The organism is Shewanella sp. 10N.286.51.B8, from assembly GCF_041469325.1.
Classification (GTDB): Bacteria; Pseudomonadota; Gammaproteobacteria; order Enterobacterales; family Shewanellaceae; genus Shewanella.
This window is the reverse complement of the sequence record NZ_JBFRKG010000004.1, coordinates 156,210-174,320: the sequence shown is the minus strand read 5'-3', so window position 1 is coordinate 174,320 and position 18,111 is coordinate 156,210. Positions and strand designations below refer to the sequence as shown.

Sequence of the window (18,111 nt, the reverse complement as noted above, 5' to 3'; positions counted from 1 at the left end):
AAATGCCTAATTGTTTTTGGCTAAATATCACGATATAAAGCAACAGAGGTAAATATCAGTCATTGGTTTTAATACTTTGGTCGAAAGCAATGTTAGCTATTAATAATAAGCGCTCGCATTAGCAGTAAATATTAACCTTAGCGACCCATATGTTGCGTTCAACATCCCTATTGACACTTTTATTGAATCCCAAAAATATTAAACTCAAAAAAATATCAGCCTCATTGGACTGATATTTTTTATAACCAAATGACTAACCTGCAATTGGCTAAATTTCGTAATGTAATCCACATTCACGCTTCAAGCCATTAAAACGGGTTTCTTCTTCGCTCATTCCTAGCTCTAGGGGTTTGCTTGAATGGGTATCGCCAACAGACACATAACCTTGCTCCCACAGCGGGTGATAAGGTAGTTGATGCTCACTAAGGTATTCATGGACATCTTTGTTACTCCAATCAATGATGGGCAGTAGCTTATATTTATCACCATGAATAGCTAAAATGGGTAGCGCTTCACGGCTACTGGCTTGCGAGCGACGTAGCCCGGCAAACCAAGTGCCGACATTTAGCTCAGCCAAAGCACGTTGCATAGGCTCCACTTTATTGATGCGATTATACTTTTCTAAGCCTTCGAGATCTTGCTCCCAAAGCTTACCGTAACGGGCTTCTTGCCATGCAGATGACTGCTGGGCGCGAAATACCTGTAGATTTAAATCTAGTCTTTGGGTTAACTCATCAATAAATTGATAGGTTTCAGCAAACAAGTATCCTGTATCCGTCAATATCACCGGAATATCTGTCTGCGCTTGGCTTACCATATGCAACATAACCGCCGCTTGAATACCAAAACTTGACGATAAAGCATGTTCGCCAGGCAAAAAAGCTAATCCCCAAGTGACTCGCTCTTGCGCGGTTAAATCGGCTAAAAAGCGATTCACTTTTTCTAGCACTATTTTTTGCTCAGACTTGGGAGCTGATAATAGTGCTTGCAACTCATTGTGATTAATCATCGTAATGACCTCTGTTGCTAACCCGTTAGCCATGAAAATCTACAGCGGCATCGTTCACGGCTTTAATTATGCCAAAGCGAACTGTAAAGTTACCGAAGGTTTCACCTGCATCACTCTCAAGTACATACAAGCCGAATAATCTGTCTAACTCAGCTAAAATTTCAGCTTCTTGAATATTCTCTTTGTACATTTTATTAAGGCGTGTGCCTTCAAAGCTTGCACCTAAATACAAGTTATAACGTCCAGGCGCTTTACCTACTAAACCAATTTCGGCTGCGAACGGTCTCGCACAGCCATTAGGGCAACCTGTCATTCTCACCACAATGGCTTGCTCGCTAATACCATGCTTAGCTTGCAGCGCATCAATATTGTCAATAAACTCTGGGAAATATCGCTCCGCTTCGGCCATGGCTAATGGACAGGTAGGCAGCGCCACGCAGGCAATTGAATGGCCGCGGGTTTGACTGATAACCTTGCCAAAAAAGCCATGCTTACGGGCTAAATCTTCAATCGCAGCTTTATCTTCTTCTGCAACCCCAGCAATAATCATGTTCTGGTTAGAGGTCATTCTAAAATCACCTTTATGGATTTTGGCGATTTCTCTTAAGCCTGTTTGCAGCGTCTGACCTGGCTCATCTTTAATACGACCACTTTCAATGAACAAGGTTAAATGCCAGTTGTTATCTAAGCCTTGAACCCAACCATAACGGTCGCCGCGATCGCCAATCACTACCTCACGTTTAGGTTCAAAACTCACCCCTGCACGCTTTTCAACTTCTGCTTTAAATTCTGCAACGCCATGATCGACAATGGTGTACTTCAAACGTGAACGCTTACGATTGACACGGTTACCCCAGTCACGCTGAACTGTCATAACAGCTTCAGCGAATTTAATCACATCGTCAGTTTTAATAAAGCCAAAATCATCCGCTAGACGTGGGAAGGTTTCCACTTCACCATGAGTTGAGCCCATACCGCCACCAGCAACTAAATTAAATCCGACTAACTCACCCGCTTCAGCGATGGCAATAAAACCTAAGTCATTGGTATAAACATCAACATCATTGTCTGGGGGTACTGCTACAGCCATTTTAAATTTACGTGGCAAGTAGGTTTTACCGTACACAGGTTCGTTAGTTTCAGTATCAAGCAGCTTTTCTTTATCTAACCAAATTTCAGCATAGGCGTGAGTATGAGGCAATAAATGATCTGACAACTCTTTAGCCACTGCATAAGCCTGTTGATGTAACTTAGATTCAACAGGGTTTGGGTTACACATTACGTTACGGTTAACGTCACCACAGGCCGCAATAGAATCTAACGCCGCTCTATCAAGGCCTTGGATCAGCGTTTTTAAATTACGCTTTGGAATGCCGTGATATTGAAAGGTTTGACGGGTGGTTAAACGAATACTGTTTGATGTCGTTAGCGTTGATGAGATTTTATCCACATCCAACCATTGCTCAGGACTACAAATACCACCTGGTACACGGGCTCGTAACATGAAACTGTATAAAGGCTCTAGTTTTTGTTCTTTACGCTCATTACGTAAATCACGATCGTCTTGCTGATAAAAGCCGTGGAATTTGATCAACTGCTGATCGCCATCACTAAACGAACCGGTAACTTGGGTGTCTAAGCCTTCTTTAATGGTGCCGCGCAGGTAATCACTGTCGGTTTTTAAATATTCATTTACTGCTAACTTTTGCTCACTCATCCTGTGGCCTCTATCGATGCTTTTATGACGCTGGTGATATCAAATCACCAGCGTGTATATTATTTTCGTTATGCTTATTTCGAACTCATGCGGTATTCATTTAGTAAACGTCTTTTTGATAACGTTTCGCACTGCGCAACCCTTCAAGGTAATCCTCAGCGCCCTGCGCATCTAAACCACCATACTTAACTGCGACATCTAGTAAGGCTTGATGGACATCTTTTGCCATGCGCTCTGCATCGCCACAGATATAAAAATGCGCGCCATTTTGTAGCCATGCCCAAATCGCTTCACCTTGCTCTGCAATCCGGTGTTGCACATAAATTTTATGTTGTTGATCACGTGAGAAAGCCACATCGAGGCGCGATAAATCACCCACTTTTAGGTACTGTTGCCACTCAACTTGGTATAAAAAGTCTTGCTCAAAATGCGGATTACCGAAAAATAACCAGCTATCGCTGTTAACGCCGTCTGCTGCACGTTGTTGCATGAAGGCTCTAAAAGGCGCCACACCAGTGCCAGGGCCAACCATAATAACTGGAGTGTCGCTATTTTCTGGCAAACGAAAATGCTTATTCGGTTCAACGTAAACCTTAACTTGCTGACCTTCTTCTGCAGATGCTAAGAAGTGCGAAGCGCCGCCAAAACGCGCTTGACCCGCACGCTCATCTTCAACCAGTGCCACGGTTAAATGCACTTCGTTTTCCACTTCCGCTTGGCTAGAGGCAATTGAATATAAACGCGGTGTTAATGGGCGTAATAAACTTACTAAGGTTGCGGCATCGATTTTTACTGGATACAAACTGATTAAATCAGCTAATTGATGACCTAATACAAAATGGCGAGTTTGCTCTTTATCTGCAGCAATCGCGCTAAGCTCTGCATTCCCCGCAAGCTCTGCCCATGCCGTCACAAGACCCGGGTAAAGTTGGGTTAGCTCTTTTTTATCTGTTAATGCTTGTTGTAGCGATAAGGTATTTTTACTGACCACAACTTCAGTTGACGGGTCTAATCCTAAACCGCTAATCACTTCAGTGACTAAAGCCTCGTTATTGGTAAACCAAATACCTAAGGCGTCACCCACTTGATAACTGATACCAGATTCGCCTAAATCGATTTCCACGTGGCGAACATCACGATCAGAATCACGACCGGTAAGCTTTTGACTTAATAACACTTCTGCTTCATAAGGATTTTGCTTGGTAAATTCGCTTTCACCCGCCGCTTTGGCGCTATCAATTGACACTACGCTGGCACTGCTAGTTTCAACTAATGGCTCAACCGCTGTTATTACCGACTCAAGCCATTGCTCTGAAGCTTCTTCGTAATCAACATCACACTCAACTAACGGCAATAACTCTGTTGCACCTAAAGCAGATAAGCGTTCGCTGAAGTCTTTACCGGTTTGACAATAAAACTCATAGCTTGAGTCACCCAAGGCCAAAATTGAAAAGTTAAGTTGATCTAACTTAGGCGCTCTTTTTGAAGCAAGGAACTTATGTAATTCAATAGCATCATCTGGCGCTTCACCCTCACCGTGGGTACTCACCACCGCAATCAAAATGGTTTCTTGCTTTAACTGACGCACATTGTAATCAGCCATCGAGCTTAAATTAACCGTAAAGCCTTTAGCGGATGCCTTTGCAGCTAACTCTTTAGCGATACCTTGACCATTACCCGTTTGACTACCAAATAAAATTGTCACAGTTTGCGCTGCACTAGCCTCTGGCGCACTTGCTGTTTGCCCTTGATTTGAAGATGCAGCCAAATAGCCACTAACCCAAGCTAATTGCACCGCAGATAATTCAGAAGTGAGCTGTTTTAGCTTGTCGACTTGTCCTTGAGACAATGGCGATGCGAATGAAGAAAGTTCTTTTAACAACATTGGAGAGCCCTATAACAGTTTAATATCATCAGATTACTCCGATTCTTTAAAACCAAAAAAGACTAAAAGTTAATTCTTTATTCCATTAAGGAATATGCAAAGCTGCATTTTTAAGCTACAAAAGTGTGGTCTAGTGCAAACTTTTGGGTCTGAACTCGGTAAAAATGTGATTTAGCGCATTATTTACTTGTTTCAAACCTAATAATTGCCAGAATGAAGCACCTAAAAAAATGTGCACCATAAAAAGGCACTTAGAAAAAATGAGTATTTAAAACAAAGTTGTATTAAATACTCACACGACCCGACCCTTCCCTATTTACACTAACTAAGAGGTTGTCCTTTTGAAATTAGGTCTACCGAAAGAGAGTCACCCAGGTGAGTTACGCGTTGCGTTAATCCCTGCCAATGTGACCGCATTATTAAAAAAACAGCTACAAGTGATCGTAGAATCAGGCGCTGGACAAAACGCAGGCTTTACCGACGACGATTATGTCAAGGTAGGCGCCACTATTGCTTCATCACGAGCAGCGCTACTGAATGAAGCTGACATCATTACCGTGGTGAACTGTAAGGGTGAGCAATTCGATGAAATTAAAGCGCTAATCAAGCCTCAGCAACTGCTGATTGGCATGATGGACCCGCTGATTAACCCGCAAAATGCCCAAGCAATTGCTGACACGGGTGCCAGCGCGATTGCCTTAGAACTTATTCCACGTATTACCCGTGCCCAAAGTATGGATGTGTTGTCATCAATGGCAACGATTTCAGGCTATAAAGCTGTGTTACTCGCCGCCCATAAAGCGCCGCGTTTATTCCCAATGATGATGACAGCTGCTGGGACATTAAAACCCACTCGCGCCTTTATTATGGGTGTGGGTGTTGCGGGACTTCAGGCCTGCGCCACAGCTAAGCGTCTTGGCGCCGTTGTCGAAGCCTATGATATTCGCCCTGCGGCGCGCGAGCAGATTATTTCTGTTGGTGCAAAACCGGTTGAGCTTGATATTGAAGCCGAAAACACTGAAACCAAAGGCGGTTATGCCACCGAGCAAAGTGATGACTTTTTAAAGCGTCAACAACAAGCGATGGCGAATGTGTTAGCACAACAAGATATTGTGATTACCACTGCAGCCATTCCAGGCCGTAAAGCCCCTGTGCTTATCACTAAAGAAATGGTTGATGGCATGAAAAACGGCACCATCATTGTTGATTTAGCGGCTGAATCTGGTGGTAACTGTGAATTAACCCGCGTTGATGAAGTTATTATGCACAACGGCGTGATGATCTTAGGGCCATCTAACGTACCTAGCACTGCAGCGAATCATGCCAGCCAAATGTATGGTAAAAATGTCGAGAACTTACTGAACTTAATCGTCAGTAAAGAGGGTGAACTGGTTCTTGATTTTGAAGACGAAATCGTCAGAGACACTGTTGTTGCCCATGGCAAAGAAGTCACCAGTGCTCGCCTAAGAGATTTATTGGGTCTTGCGCCTTTAGCAACGCCTGAAGCTGACACCAGTGTAGAGGAAAAAGCATAATGGATATGACCTTACTATTATTACTGACGCTTTTTGTCGTCGCAGTATTTTTAGGTGTTGAGCTGATCACTAAAGTGCCACCGACACTGCACACGCCATTAATGTCTGGTTCGAATGCTATTTCAGGTATTTCACTGGTAGGCGCCCTACTGTCAGCAGGTTCTGGCGGTGGCATGATAGTGAATGTACTTGGCTTTATCGCCGTAGTGCTGGCTACCATCAATGTGGTCGGTGGTTACATGGTCACCAACCGTATGCTAGCTATGTTCAAGAGGAAATAGACTCAATGACAACAATTATTTATTTGGCTTACCTTGTTGCCGCAGTCCTGTTTATTCTTGGTATTAAAGGACTGACAAAACCTAAAACAGCGGTTCGTGGCAACCAATTATCAGCCATGGGTATGTTTATTGCTGTGGTGGTAACCCTATTTGACCAAAGCATTCTTAGCTATGAGTGGATCATTGCCGGCGTACTATTAGGTGGCACCATTGGTGCAGTGATGGCGACTAAAATTAAAGTCACCGACATGCCGCAAATGGTTGCACTGTTGAATGGTTTTGGTGGTGGTGCTTCACTGGCCATTGCTGCGGCAAGTTTCCTTGACCCGACTGCAGCTACTAGCATGGTGGCGCTAATTTCTATCGGAGCGACCATTATTATTGGTGCAGTTACCCTTTCAGGTTCATTTGTGGCTTTTGCTAAGCTGCAAGAGCTTATTTCAGGTAATCCAATCAAAGTCCCAGGTAATAAAATCCTTAACGCGCTGCTGCTGATCACTGCGTTTGGCTTAGCCATTGCGCTAGTCATTAACCCTGCTAACGTCAGCTTAATGTATGCTTTAGTGGCTGTGGCAGTGGTCTTGGGTGTGTTATTAGTGGTGCCAATTGGCGGCGCTGATATGCCGGTTGTTATTGCACTACTGAACTCCTATTCTGGTATCGCCGCGGCAACGACTGGTTTCATTACAGGTAATACGGTATTGATTATCTCAGGTTCACTGGTTGGTGCATCAGGAATTATCCTCACACAAATCATGTGTAAAGCCATGAACCGTTCATTATTTAACGTCTTATTCGGTGTGATGGCTGAAGGCGGCGAGAAAGTCGATGCAGATGAAATTTACGCAGGTAAAGTAAAATCAACTTCGCCAGATGAAATTGCCATGATGCTAGAAACCGCTGAACGTGTGGTTATTGTCCCAGGTTACGGTTTAGCCATGGCGCAAGCACAGCATGCAGTACGTGAGCTCGCTAACGTTTTACAAGAGCGTGGAGTCGATGTGAAGTACGCGATTCACCCTGTTGCTGGCCGTATGCCTGGCCACATGAACGTGCTACTTGCAGAAGCTGAAGTGCCTTATGAACAGTTAGTTGAAATGGATGAGATTAATCCACAATTTGCGCAAACGGATGTGGCGATTGTCATTGGTGCCAATGATGTCACCAACCCAATGGCACGTGAAGATAAAGGTAGCCCCATCTATGGTATGCCAATTCTAAACGTCGATAAAGCCCGCACCGTGGTGGTAATTAAGCGTTCATTAAGCCCAGGGTTTGCAGGTTTACCTAACCCATTATTTGCCATGGATAATGCACTTATGTTATTCGGTGATGGTAAAAAAGGCATTGTTGAGCTGACGCAAAGCTTAAAAGAAGCTGATTAATTTTCAACATGTTAGATATACCCCCTAAAAAGGCCGCTTAGCGGCCTTTTTATTAATAAGCGCTTCATTTCTATCATTGGGAGAATAAGTTATCAATAATCATACATTCTCATTCTTGACGAATTTATGAGTAAAATGTACAAAGGATATACCGATTGCTTTTCAAGCTTTAGCTCGTTTTAACACAAGGATGATTTTCTCAGATGGACCCATTGGCTTCACAAATTCAACAGCTCACAGCTCAGTTAAATCAACTCACCCAAGAGAATGATTTACTTAAGCAGAAACTAAAGCTGTGTGAAGAGAAGCTCTCAGCAACACTCGATGGCACAGGCTTGTGTCTGTGGGAGCAACATATCCCTTCTGGCGATCTGACCATTTTCAATCAAGAATGGGGCGCATTGCTGGGTTATACCCTCGAAGAGCGAGCGGCAAATATTTCTAGCTGGAAAAGCCATTTACATCCTGAAGATAAAGACTGGGTCATCAAAGCTTTTGAAGATCACCTCACAGGTAAAGAAGAGGTTTATCGCGCCGTTCATCGGATGATCCATAAAAATGGCACCACCAGCTGGGTTTCAGACAGGGGACGTATTGTGGAATATACCCCAGATGGTCAACCCTTAAGGATCATGGGCACTCATATTGATATAACCCAAGAAAAGCGCTATGAACTTGACTTAGCTCGCCTTGCCCACCAAGACCCTCTCACCGACTTGTTAAACCGTACTGCGATTGAAACAGCATTCCAGCAGATACAGAAAAATACCAACTTCCAATCAGGAACATTACTATTTATCGATGTCGATAACTTTAAAGGGGTTAACGACAGGTATGGTCATCATTTTGGGGATTTGGTGTTAGTAGAGATAAGCAATACCCTAAATCATTATTGCCAAAAGTTAATTTCTAAACACAAGGTCAGCATAGCCCGACTGGGTGGCGATGAATTTGTGATAATTACCGCTATTGCAGACTTCGCGACTATCAGTATGTTCGCCGAAGCATTAATCAATCACTTTAAACAGTTACAAACAATAGATGATAAACCGCTATCACTGGGGTTAAGCATTGGTATTAGTCGTTTTAATCAACGAGACCAATTCACCCACGTTTGCGAGCAAGCAGATAATGCCATGTACGGTGTAAAGCAATCGGGTAAGCATAACTATTCTTTTTGGCAGCAATCAGTCAAAATAAAAATGCACCAGTTAGGCTAGCAATGTCGCGTTAAAAAAATGCTGTTAAAATTTTTCGCTGTCACATTCACTAATATCTACATGCTATAATCCTGAAAATAATATAAAAATTAGTGTTTACTTAGCTTTTTACCACCTCTTATCCTGCTAGGTAATAAAAATTATTGTTGATAAAGATTAATGGTAAAACCTCTATGCCTAAAACGTCCTCTTTACTTACCGCATTTGTTTGCTTAAGCACATGCTCTTTTTCTGTCATCGCTGACAATGACCAAACCAAAACGGTTAATCCACCAAGCAAAGCTGAGTCTCATGCAGATGTAGAATACTTCCCATCAACCTGGGGAGTTGGCATTGGTGTGCGTAAAGCTGATATTCCTTATGCCACTGAAAATGATGATGTCTATGACGTCATGCCATTGATTGAATTTGAAAATGATTATTTTTATTTAAATGGCTTAGAGGGCGGGGTTCATTTATGGAAAAATGATGAACATCAAGTCAATGTTTATAGTCGTTTTCGGTTCGTTGACATCCCTAAAGAATATCAAAATCAAACCCAATCTGACGCCTTTGATTTTGGTTTTCAATACCGCTTTCAAAAAGACGGCCTAGAAGCTGATGTTGCCATCATGAGTGATGGTAACAAGCGCATGTATGGTTACACTCGTACTCAATACCACTGGCAAGGCGGTGATTGGCAATTAAATCCTTATGCCGAATTCCAATGGAAAAGCAACGATTTCAATGAACATTACTATGGCTTAGAGCTAGCCGATCCCGGTGCTGGATTGGCTTTTTCAGCAGGGGTTAATGCTCGCTATCACCTTGCCAGTAATTTATACCTATTGGGTAACTTTGGGGTAACCCGCCTTGAAGATGATATTTATCACTTGCCCACCATTGAAAATCAATATCAATTTGAGTCCTTCTTAGGCTTTGGCTTTTTCCCTGATAATAAAAGGCCCAATACCAATCCAGTCCCTAAAGAAAGTGGCGAATTTTTAAGAGTCGCACACGGCTGGGCAACGCCTTCAAGCTTGAATGACATTTTAACCGGGAATGCCAAAGGCGATCGTTACAACAATCAAATGACCTCCCTTTTCTATGGTATCCCACTCAGTAATAGCTTATTCAACTTACCCATTGATTTATACTTAACAACAGGTGCTGTTTGGCATCATGACTCTGAAGTACAAGATAACTTAGCTGAAGGTGTACTTGCAGTTAAAGCCTTTTACACCATAGATTTAGGCTGGCGTTTTCGGATCGGGGTTGCTGAAGGGTTATCTTATGTCTCTGATGTCACCTACATTGAAGGCAGCGAACTTGACGAAAAAGATTATCGACCCTCAAAACTATTAAATTACTTAGACTTTTCATTTGATGTTAACTTGGGAGATGTGTTCAACCACGCCCCAATGAAAAACGCATGGCTAGGTTATAGTATTCATCATAGATCAGGGATTTTTGAAACCAGCTCAGCTTTTGGCCGCATCAAAGGTGGCAGCAATTACAACTCGGTTTATCTGCAGTGGCATTTTTAACTTAAAAACATTGCCATAAAAAAACAGATTGTTAGTACATTTAAAAGCGACTTAATTAGTCGCTTTTTTATAACGTTTAAGCTCGAGGTTACAGTACTAATCAGAGTTATAACTTATTGTGCTCAGCCTCTTTGTTGACTAATTGCGCCGCCTCAGAGAATTGCTCAACCAACCACTTATGGGCCTTATCCTCGCCCATTAACATGACTAATGTCGGGGAAATAACCTCAATAAGTCGTTGTTGTCGCCAAAATATATATTTAGGTAGCGCCAGCGTTGCACCTCGGCCAAATGTGCGTTGCACTAGGCTGGAGATTTCAGCAATTTCAGTGTCATCAAATCGCGCTAACTGCGGAAATATTGTGGCAATAAACTCACTGTAGTGGTCAAAGCCTTGTATGTCTTTAAATTGATATTGGCTCAATAACCAGTGTAACTGCGGTGAGCTCCAATGGCTCATATTATGTCTATTGTTAATCAAATCCATATTACGGCGATGAAACTGCTGCCAAGCTAAATTCAAATCGGGGTGCGTTTGGGCAATACGCCACACTAAATACATGTCCGCCAACCATTCATGCTGATAGGCAGAAAGCGTACTGGGAAGTACATCGCCGACCAAGGCAATATTCTCTAAATGCCCCACCTCATGCCATAGAGTTAATTTAAATTGTTCTAACAGCGCTAACTGATAGGTATGCCCATTGATTGAGGTTATCGTTTGGGTAAGGGGCTGCTTAGCGCTGACAATAATAATGCCGGCGATATCATGGTGATTAACCGCTAACACCATTGCGGTTTTACCCCCTAAATGAGAGCTGATTTGCGTGTCTTTCGGTAATTGGCTCACGACTTCAATAGGTAACGCATTCAAGCAACTCGGGTAACGACTTTCATCGCACACAATTGCCTGCTTGTTACTAATAGGCATCCAACTAAATGAGCTTGAATAATAGGGGGAGATGGTGGGGGCGAGTGCGGTTTTTATCTGAAAAGGCAAGTGAGTATCAGCCAGCAATGACTGACTGATCACTAGGGTACTGATTAGAAATGCTCTCTTTAAAACGGCACTGTCTAAAATAGCACGGATTAAAACGGCACTCTTTAAAACGGCACTGTCTAAAATAGCACGGATTAAAACGGCACGGATTAAAACGACACTGTCTAAAATAGCACGGATTAAAATAGCACGGATTAAAACGGCACTCTTTAAAACAGCACTGGCCATTAAGTACAGTGCCCGCCTATTCACTACTTGTTAGCCATGATATTTTCAATAATAGCCGTAGTAGAGACGCCGTCTTCAAACCCAAGAATTTCGACACTACCACCAGCAGCCATCACCTCTTTACCACCGGCCACTTGTTCGACTTTATAGTCCCCGCCTTTTACCAACAAATCCGGTAATAAGCGGCTAATGACGCGCTGCGGAGTATCTTCACTGAAAGGAATAACCCAATCAACTGACGCTAATCCCGCTAAAACAGCCATACGGCGATCAACTTGATTCACTGGGCGACCATCACCTTTTAAACGCTTCACTGAAACATCATCATTAACGGCAACAATTAAACGATGGCCCAATTCTTTTGCTTGCTGCAGATAGCTTACGTGGCCTGCATGTAAAATATCAAAACAGCCATTGGTCATGACTACCTTTTCGCCGCGAAGACGCGCTTGCTCAATGGCGTAAGCTAATTGATCTTCAGTCACCACGCCAAAGCCTGACTCGCCTTGATTTAAAGCTAAGGCCCCAATGAGTTCAATTCGGGTTACTGTTGCGGTACCTAACTTAGCCACCACCACGCCTGCAGCAATATTAGCGATAGAACAAGCCTGTGCTAACGAGCTACCCGCTGCCAGCGAACTTGCTAATGCTGAAATAACCGTATCTCCAGCACCTGTCACGTCATAGACTTCACGGGCAACTGTTGGGATATGCAGTTCAGCATCATCATGACTAATCAGCGTCATGCCTTTTTCAGAGCGGGTCACCAAAATAGCAGTAAAATCGTTATCTTTAATCAGCTTTTTGGCTTTTTCGATTAAGTCAGCTTCACTGGTTACTGGGCCCACAACCGCTTCAAACTCGCTCATATTAGGGGTGATTAACGTCGCACCGCGATAGCGTGAAAAATCACTGCCTTTAGGATCTACCAGCACCTTTACGCCTTTAGCGCGGGCTTTAGCAATAAAGTCGATTGGCGAGTCAATCGCACCTTTGGCATAGTCAGATAACACCAATACATCGACGTTATCTAACAGCGCTTCACTGCTATTTAATAAACTTTCGCTATCAGCTTTAGCGTATTTTTCTTCAAAATCTAAGCGGATAAGTTGTTGATTGCGAGAAAACACTCTTAATTTGGTAATCGTTGGTTTATCAGCAACGGTTAACCAGCGAGGTTCAACCCCTTGGGCTTGAACACCAAGGGTTAACGCTTTAGCATTTTCGTCATTACCGACAATACCAGCAAGCTCAACTTGACCGCCAAGGGCAGCAATATTTAATGCCACGTTAGCAGCGCCGCCGGGACGGTCTTCTATTTGATTGATGTTAACTACAGGTACTGGCGCTTCTGGTGAGATTCGACCAGTAGGGCCAACCCAATTACGGTCAAGCATGACATCGCCGACCACTAAAACACGGGCTTTTTCGAATGCAGGAAGAGATACCTTCATAGTAAACTTATTCTTTTGCTGATATTAAACCGTGATTGTACCTAATTTTGCTCTAAAATTAAGTTAGAATAGCAACTAATTTTGATTTTTGGATGAGTTCCTCGTGGTAGATAAAGCACAATTTTCCTCGCATTTATTACACCCAAAGTATTGGCCATTATGGTTTGGTGTTGCTCTTATGAAGCTGACCCAGCTATTACCGCTTCGCTGGCAAATGACACTTGGCAAGGGTTTAGGCCGTTTGGTTTTAAAACTTGCTGCGAGTCGCAGACATACTGCAGAGCGCAATTTTCAGCTGTGTTTTCCTGATATGCCAGCAGTAGAGCGCGAGGCACTACTAAAGAGAAACTTCGAAGAAACCGGTAAAGCCCTATTCGATACCATCAACGCTTGGTGGTGGTCTGATGAAAAAGTGCAGCAGCATATGACCATTAAAGGCGATGAGCATGTGCGCAATACCCTAGATAATGGTCAAGGCGTCATACTGTTTGCAGTGCATTGCTTACCGTTAGAAATGGGCGCGAGAATGTTTGGCCAGTTCCAACCGGGGATAGGCGTTTACCGCCCTCACAACAATCCCGTGATGGAATACTTACAAGTCAAAGGCCGCCTGCGCTCGAATAAAGGCTTAGTACCAAAACGTGATTTACGTAAGATGGTAAAAAGTTTAAGAAACCCAGATGTGATCTGGTATACCGCCGACCAAGATTTTGGTCGCTCAAGTGCAGTATTTATCCCGCTATATGCCGTACCCGATGCAGCGACTATTACTGGCGCTACCACCTTAGCGAAATTAGGCCGCGCCAAAGTATTACCCTTTTTTGTCGAACGTAATGATGATGACACGGGGTACAATATGGAAATTTTAGCGCCGCTTGATAACTTCCCCGGTGAAAATGAGCTCGAAGATGCTATTCGTGGCAATAAGATCATTGAACAATTAATTGATCGTAACCGTAATCAATATATGTGGCTGCATCGCCGCTTTAAAACTCGGCCAACCAAAGAAACCCCCTCTTTATACAAATAGCCAGCAGAGTTAATATTAACTGTAAAATATCACTGGATAACGACCATAGCTTGAAATAAGCGCAAAAATGATCAAGTATCCAGTGATAAAAATAGCGAAACTTTAGTTTAAGTTTTCATCAGATGTTGAGATTTATTCTGCAGGAGCACTGATAACACTCACCAAAGCCATTGTGATCATCACTCACATAGGAAAACATCCACCTTATGATTAAGTCTTTTTGCGCCAAATTGATTGTTGTTTCTACCATGCTGTTTAGCGTCCAAGTGGTGGCGGTAGAATATGCTTTACCCGCTAAAGACAGTCGTTTAATTGGTGAAAATCAATATTATGTTGTACCTGAAGGTAAATTAACCCTAGAAGCCATTGCAGATCAGTTCCAACTCGGACTGAGCAATATGCTTGAAGCCAACCCAGGCGTTGACCCATACTTACCTAAACCAGGTAGCACCTTAGTGATCCCCCATCAGTTGATCCTACCGGATGCACCGCGTAAAGGCATCGTGATTAACAGTGCTGAAATGCGCCTATATCACTATAAAAAAGGCACCAATATTGTTGAAGTACTCCCAATTGGTATTGGTCAAGTAGGCCGTGACACCCCTGAAAATTGGGTGACTCAGGTTTACCGTAAGCGGGCTAACCCAACCTGGACTCCCACTAAGCGTACCCGCGAAATTTATGCAGCCAGAGGCGAGACCCTTCCCGATGTGTGGCCAGCAGGTCCAGATAACCCAATGGGGTTGTTTGCCTTATATGTAGGTAATTTATTTGCGATACATGGCACGAATGCCTCTTTCGGTATTGGCCTGCGCGTCAGTCAAGGCTGCGTCAGGTTACGTGAAGATGATATTGAGCATCTATTTAACACAGTGCCAGTTGGCACCCGAGTGCAATTTGTTAATCAACCGATTAAAGCCACGGTTGAGCCCGATGGTAATCGTTATTTAGAAGTACATCAGCCATTGTCTGAGACCCAAGAGCAATTTGATTCATCTGAGCCACTTCCATTGACCTTAAATAAAAAAATTACTGCTGTTGTAGCTAATGCTGACACTGACTCATTTGTACTAAAGCGCTTACTAGAGCAGCGCACCGGTATACCTACTCGAATTAACAGCATGCAACAGGCAAAAAACCAAGACATGGTTAACCCTGTCGATTCAGAATAGCCGCTCAATAGCCAGCAGCGAATAACAATAAGTCATTTTGTTAAACACCTATATTCAAGCACTTACCATATGAATATTTCATTGATAAGTGCTTGAGCTCTTTATCAATACTCAGTAACCTAAATCAAGGGTTCACTTTATACACTGGGTAATAGATTGAAAGCCATCACTGCCATTTCTGCTTTACTATCAGTAACCTTGCTATCAATAACCTTGAGTGGCTTCATCAGCCCAGCTATTGCCAGTTCCCCCACATCACTATCTACATCACTATCTACATCTACATCTACATCTACATCTACATCTACATCTACATCAGCGTCATTGACCGAATCAAGATCAATAGCCCAGCAGTGTGACCTCACTGATGGCATAACTAAGCTTCAAATACTTGAACAGCAGATCGCCCTCAGTGAACTGGATAATGGTTTGATTATTCGCCAAGTGAATTTACCCAGTCTCAATACGGTGGCCATTGCCTCGCAATTTAATGTGGGCTCCCGTAATGAGCAAACAGGGCAAACGGGTTATGCGCATTTATTTGAGCATTTACTGTTTAAAGGCAGTAAAAATGCCCCCGATGAAAGCTACCCACAACAAATGAGCGCCCTTGGAGCACGTTTTAACGCCAGTACCCACTTCGACTACACCAATTATTATGTCACTATTCCAGCTCAAGCCTTAGAGCAGAGCCTGTTTTTAGAGTCCGACAGATTTATTCAACCGCAACTGTCAGAAACCACGGTCAAAAATCAGCAAGGCGCGGTGTTAGAAGAAATGGCCACCAGCATTGATAACCAACCCTACATTCGAAAGGCAATGGAGTTTCTATTATCGCAAGTCAAAGGCAGCCAATATGGTCATGCCATCATTGGCAGTAAGCAAGATGTTCAAGGCGCCAGTGCCGCTGAACTCATGGCATTTCATCAGCGCTATTACCGCCCAGATGCCATGCAAATATCCTTGGTTGGCCAACTCAATGACCGAAGTGCTGACTGGCTAACAAAGTACTTTGGCCACTGGCAAGCTCCCACTCATCCGCAAGATAAATTTAGCAAAATCGATCTAGGTACAAAGACTAACGCTATCCACGCTGAAATCATCGATACTCGCGGCCCATGGCCTGCATTATTGCTGGCTTGGCATACGGTAGGCAGACAAGATCGCGATTTTGAGGCAATTTCATTACTGCAAAGCTATCTTTTTCAAAATATCGCCAATGCATTAACCAAAGCAAGCCTTGCCAACCCGCCCCATATGCTCAGTTATTCAGTGCCATTAACCATGGACAATCACGGCGTCACTAATCTGGTATTGGTCCCCAGAGCCAACACCTCATTAGATGAACTTAATCAACTAGTCAGTACTATCCTTAAGCAAGTCGCCAGCCAAGGTATTGAGCCCAATGTATTGTGCCAACTTAAAAGTATTGCCCTTAATGACACGCTAATTAACTTTACTGATAGTCAACAATTGGCTATTCATTTATCAAATACCGCCAGTCGCGATAAATTCTTGCCGCTCACTCAGCCATGGCAGCGCATAAACCAAGTCACTAGCGATGATATTAAAACTGTCACCCAGCAATACTTTATCGGCAAACAAGTTCGCCTTGATTTACTGCCGCCTTGGTACATTCGCTGGGGCAAAACCTTACTTGAATGGTTACCCCAAGGGATGGCTGAATCTTTAGAAGAGTGGGCATTATGAAAAAGTCGCATTCAATTCTCTGGGCAAAAATAATCGGCTTAGCTGTCTTTATCTGCTCACAACAGGCTTGTCAGCATGCACCTATTAGTTTCACCCCTGCACAGCCGCCCAATTTAGCAAATTATAACGATTTGCCGGTATTCGGTAGTGAAAAAGTACAATTGCCATTAAGCGCAATAGTCTCGCCGCAAACCATGTCATTGACTACAAATAGTTTTTTACATCAATGGTCATTAACTGCTGACTCCTTTGCCCAGCAAGGACATCAGCTATACTTAGTCGGCATATCAACTCAGACTGCCATTGCTAACCCCGATATTATTATCGCAGCCTTCAAACAACGGCAAAAACACATGGCCAATACTCAAGTGCTAACCGCCGTGCAAGCAGCCTGTTATGACAGCATGCGCTTTAGGGCCAGCCTGCACAGTATCGGCATCAGTATTAATTGTATGGCAACCACAAAGCTTAAATCGGAACTACTGTGGCAGTTTTGGGATAACCAAGCGGTGAATGAGGTCAATATTGCCACTATCAAACGCAATCTTAAATTGAATAAGCACATAGGCGCTTTCACTGGTAGCGAAATAGATCTCGCCTTTAGAAAGCAATTACTGGGCAGCCAACACCCTTATAACCAAAACATCAATAATAACGCTGTGATTGATGAGTTAACCCATTCCAGCTTATCCAAACTGCACACTGAGCTGCGACAACAGCTGCAGTGGCACTTGTTTGCGCCACAATTTAGCCCGCAATTAACCAATATAAAAGCGCAGACCTTAAAAGCAAATACCGTAAAAACGAATAGCTTAAAAACGAATAGCTCAAAGACTCAAATAGCTCAGCACGTCACATCGCTGCCGAGTTGGCTATTAACAGAAAAGCCAGATTCAAGTCATTCAGCTTTCGATTCAAGCGCTCAAACAAGCGCTCAAACAAGTGCTAAAGCAAGTGCT

Annotated in this window: 13 protein-coding genes and 2 pseudogenes; 9 read left to right on the top strand and 6 right to left on the bottom strand. The window is 43.3% G+C overall.

Annotated elements, in window-relative coordinates:
• Nucleotides 1-268: 268 nt before the first annotated feature.
• The 3 genes from AB4160_RS02040 to AB4160_RS02030 all read right to left on the bottom strand — a co-directional run bounded on the left by AB4160_RS02040 (nt 269) and on the right by AB4160_RS02030 (nt 4,611).
• The gene (locus tag AB4160_RS02040; RefSeq protein ID WP_102519156.1) at nt 269-1,042 is read right to left on the bottom strand and encodes a phosphoadenylyl-sulfate reductase; all 774 of its coding nucleotides are present in this window, start codon (nt 1,040-1,042) and stop codon (nt 269-271) included.
• Nucleotides 1,035-2,726 carry an assimilatory sulfite reductase (NADPH) hemoprotein subunit gene (cysI, locus tag AB4160_RS02035; protein WP_372003448.1) on the bottom strand — a complete coding sequence of 564 codons (1,692 nt, stop codon included), beginning with the start codon at nt 2,724-2,726 and terminating at the stop codon, nt 1,035-1,037. The genes AB4160_RS02040 and cysI overlap by 8 nt, the downstream gene beginning before the upstream one ends.
• A 100-nt stretch (nt 2,727-2,826) precedes the next feature.
• The gene (locus tag AB4160_RS02030) at nt 2,827-4,611 is read right to left on the bottom strand and encodes an assimilatory sulfite reductase (NADPH) flavoprotein subunit (protein ID WP_372003446.1); all 1,785 of its coding nucleotides are present in this window, start codon (nt 4,609-4,611) and stop codon (nt 2,827-2,829) included.
• 341 nt (nt 4,612-4,952) lie between these two features.
• Between AB4160_RS02030 and AB4160_RS02025 the strand changes: the two genes are divergently transcribed.
• The 5 genes from AB4160_RS02025 (at nt 4,953) to AB4160_RS02005 (ending at nt 10,558) form a co-directional block, all read left to right on the top strand.
• Entirely contained in the window at nt 4,953-6,146 is a 1,194-nt protein-coding gene (locus tag AB4160_RS02025) for a Re/Si-specific NAD(P)(+) transhydrogenase subunit alpha (protein WP_102438441.1), read from the top strand.
• Between the two features lie 5 nt (nt 6,147-6,151).
• Nucleotides 6,152-6,427, top strand: a complete 276-nt coding sequence (locus AB4160_RS02020; protein ID WP_102438475.1) for an NAD(P) transhydrogenase subunit alpha — start codon at nt 6,152-6,154, stop codon at nt 6,425-6,427.
• Nucleotides 6,428-6,432: 5 nt separating this feature from the next.
• On the top strand, nt 6,433-7,812 hold the full coding sequence (locus AB4160_RS02015) for an NAD(P)(+) transhydrogenase (Re/Si-specific) subunit beta (protein ID WP_076540751.1): 1,380 nt from the start codon (nt 6,433-6,435) through the stop codon (nt 7,810-7,812).
• A gap of 203 nt (nt 7,813-8,015) precedes the next feature.
• A complete protein-coding gene (locus AB4160_RS02010) occupies nt 8,016-9,032 on the top strand; it encodes a sensor domain-containing diguanylate cyclase (protein ID WP_102531996.1) in 1,017 nt (338 codons plus the stop codon).
• Between the two features lie 173 nt (nt 9,033-9,205).
• On the top strand, nt 9,206-10,558 hold the full coding sequence (locus AB4160_RS02005; protein ID WP_102438473.1) for a MipA/OmpV family protein: 1,353 nt from the start codon (nt 9,206-9,208) through the stop codon (nt 10,556-10,558).
• A 1,007-nt stretch (nt 10,559-11,565) separates the two neighbouring features.
• On the opposite strand, the pseudogene AB4160_RS02000 reads toward AB4160_RS02005, so the two are convergent.
• Both AB4160_RS02000 and hldE read right to left on the bottom strand, forming a co-directional pair.
• Nucleotides 11,566-11,721, bottom strand: a pseudogene (locus AB4160_RS02000) (hypothetical protein); the annotation flags it as partial.
• Nucleotides 11,722-11,809: 88 nt separating this feature from the next.
• Nucleotides 11,810-13,240 (bottom strand): bifunctional D-glycero-beta-D-manno-heptose-7-phosphate kinase/D-glycero-beta-D-manno-heptose 1-phosphate adenylyltransferase HldE, encoded by a 1,431-nt coding sequence (hldE, locus tag AB4160_RS01995; RefSeq protein WP_372003443.1) that lies wholly within the window; start codon nt 13,238-13,240, stop codon nt 11,810-11,812.
• 103 nt (nt 13,241-13,343) lie between these two features.
• Between hldE and AB4160_RS01990 the strand changes: the two genes are divergently transcribed.
• Entirely contained in the window at nt 13,344-14,270 is a 927-nt protein-coding gene (locus tag AB4160_RS01990) for an LpxL/LpxP family Kdo(2)-lipid IV(A) lauroyl/palmitoleoyl acyltransferase (RefSeq protein WP_372003441.1), read from the top strand.
• Between the two features lie 248 nt (nt 14,271-14,518).
• On the top strand, nt 14,519-15,442 hold the full coding sequence (locus tag AB4160_RS01985; RefSeq protein ID WP_372002084.1) for a L,D-transpeptidase family protein: 924 nt from the start codon (nt 14,519-14,521) through the stop codon (nt 15,440-15,442).
• A 137-nt stretch (nt 15,443-15,579) separates the two neighbouring features.
• Here the strand turns inward: AB4160_RS01985 and AB4160_RS01980 are convergent, their stop codons facing one another.
• A complete protein-coding gene (locus AB4160_RS01980; protein WP_372003439.1) occupies nt 15,580-15,816 on the bottom strand; it encodes a hypothetical protein in 237 nt (78 codons plus the stop codon).
• Between AB4160_RS01980 and AB4160_RS01975 the strand changes: the two genes are divergently transcribed.
• Nucleotides 15,767-17,152, top strand: coding sequence for a pitrilysin family protein (locus tag AB4160_RS01975; RefSeq protein WP_372002063.1), 1,386 nt, complete (start codon nt 15,767-15,769; stop codon nt 17,150-17,152). The genes AB4160_RS01980 and AB4160_RS01975 overlap by 50 nt on opposite strands.
• Nucleotides 17,149-18,111 (top strand): annotated as a pseudogene (locus AB4160_RS01970) (hypothetical protein); the annotation flags it as partial. The gene AB4160_RS01975 and the pseudogene AB4160_RS01970, both read left to right, overlap by 4 nt.

Excerpts from the sequence above, each read along its gene's own strand:
- AB4160_RS02030 (WP_372003446.1), bottom strand. The coding sequence starts at position 4,611 with ATGTTGTTAAAAGAACTTTCTTCATTCGCATCGCCATTGTCTCAAGGA.
- AB4160_RS02010 (WP_102531996.1), top strand. The coding sequence starts at position 8,016 with ATGGACCCATTGGCTTCACAAATTCAACAGCTCACAGCTCAGTTAAAT.
- AB4160_RS02015 (WP_076540751.1), top strand. The coding sequence starts at position 6,433 with ATGACAACAATTATTTATTTGGCTTACCTTGTTGCCGCAGTCCTGTTT.
- hldE (WP_372003443.1), bottom strand. The coding sequence starts at position 13,240 with ATGAAGGTATCTCTTCCTGCATTCGAAAAAGCCCGTGTTTTAGTGGTC.
- AB4160_RS02020 (WP_102438475.1), top strand. The coding sequence starts at position 6,152 with ATGACCTTACTATTATTACTGACGCTTTTTGTCGTCGCAGTATTTTTA.
- cysI (WP_372003448.1), bottom strand. The coding sequence starts at position 2,726 with ATGAGTGAGCAAAAGTTAGCAGTAAATGAATATTTAAAAACCGACAGT.
- AB4160_RS02005 (WP_102438473.1), top strand. The coding sequence starts at position 9,206 with ATGCCTAAAACGTCCTCTTTACTTACCGCATTTGTTTGCTTAAGCACA.
- AB4160_RS02040 (WP_102519156.1), bottom strand. The coding sequence starts at position 1,042 with ATGGCTAACGGGTTAGCAACAGAGGTCATTACGATGATTAATCACAAT.
- AB4160_RS01980 (WP_372003439.1), bottom strand. The coding sequence starts at position 15,816 with ATGCCATCAGTGAGGTCACACTGCTGGGCTATTGATCTTGATTCGGTC.
- AB4160_RS01985 (WP_372002084.1), top strand. The coding sequence starts at position 14,519 with ATGCTGTTTAGCGTCCAAGTGGTGGCGGTAGAATATGCTTTACCCGCT.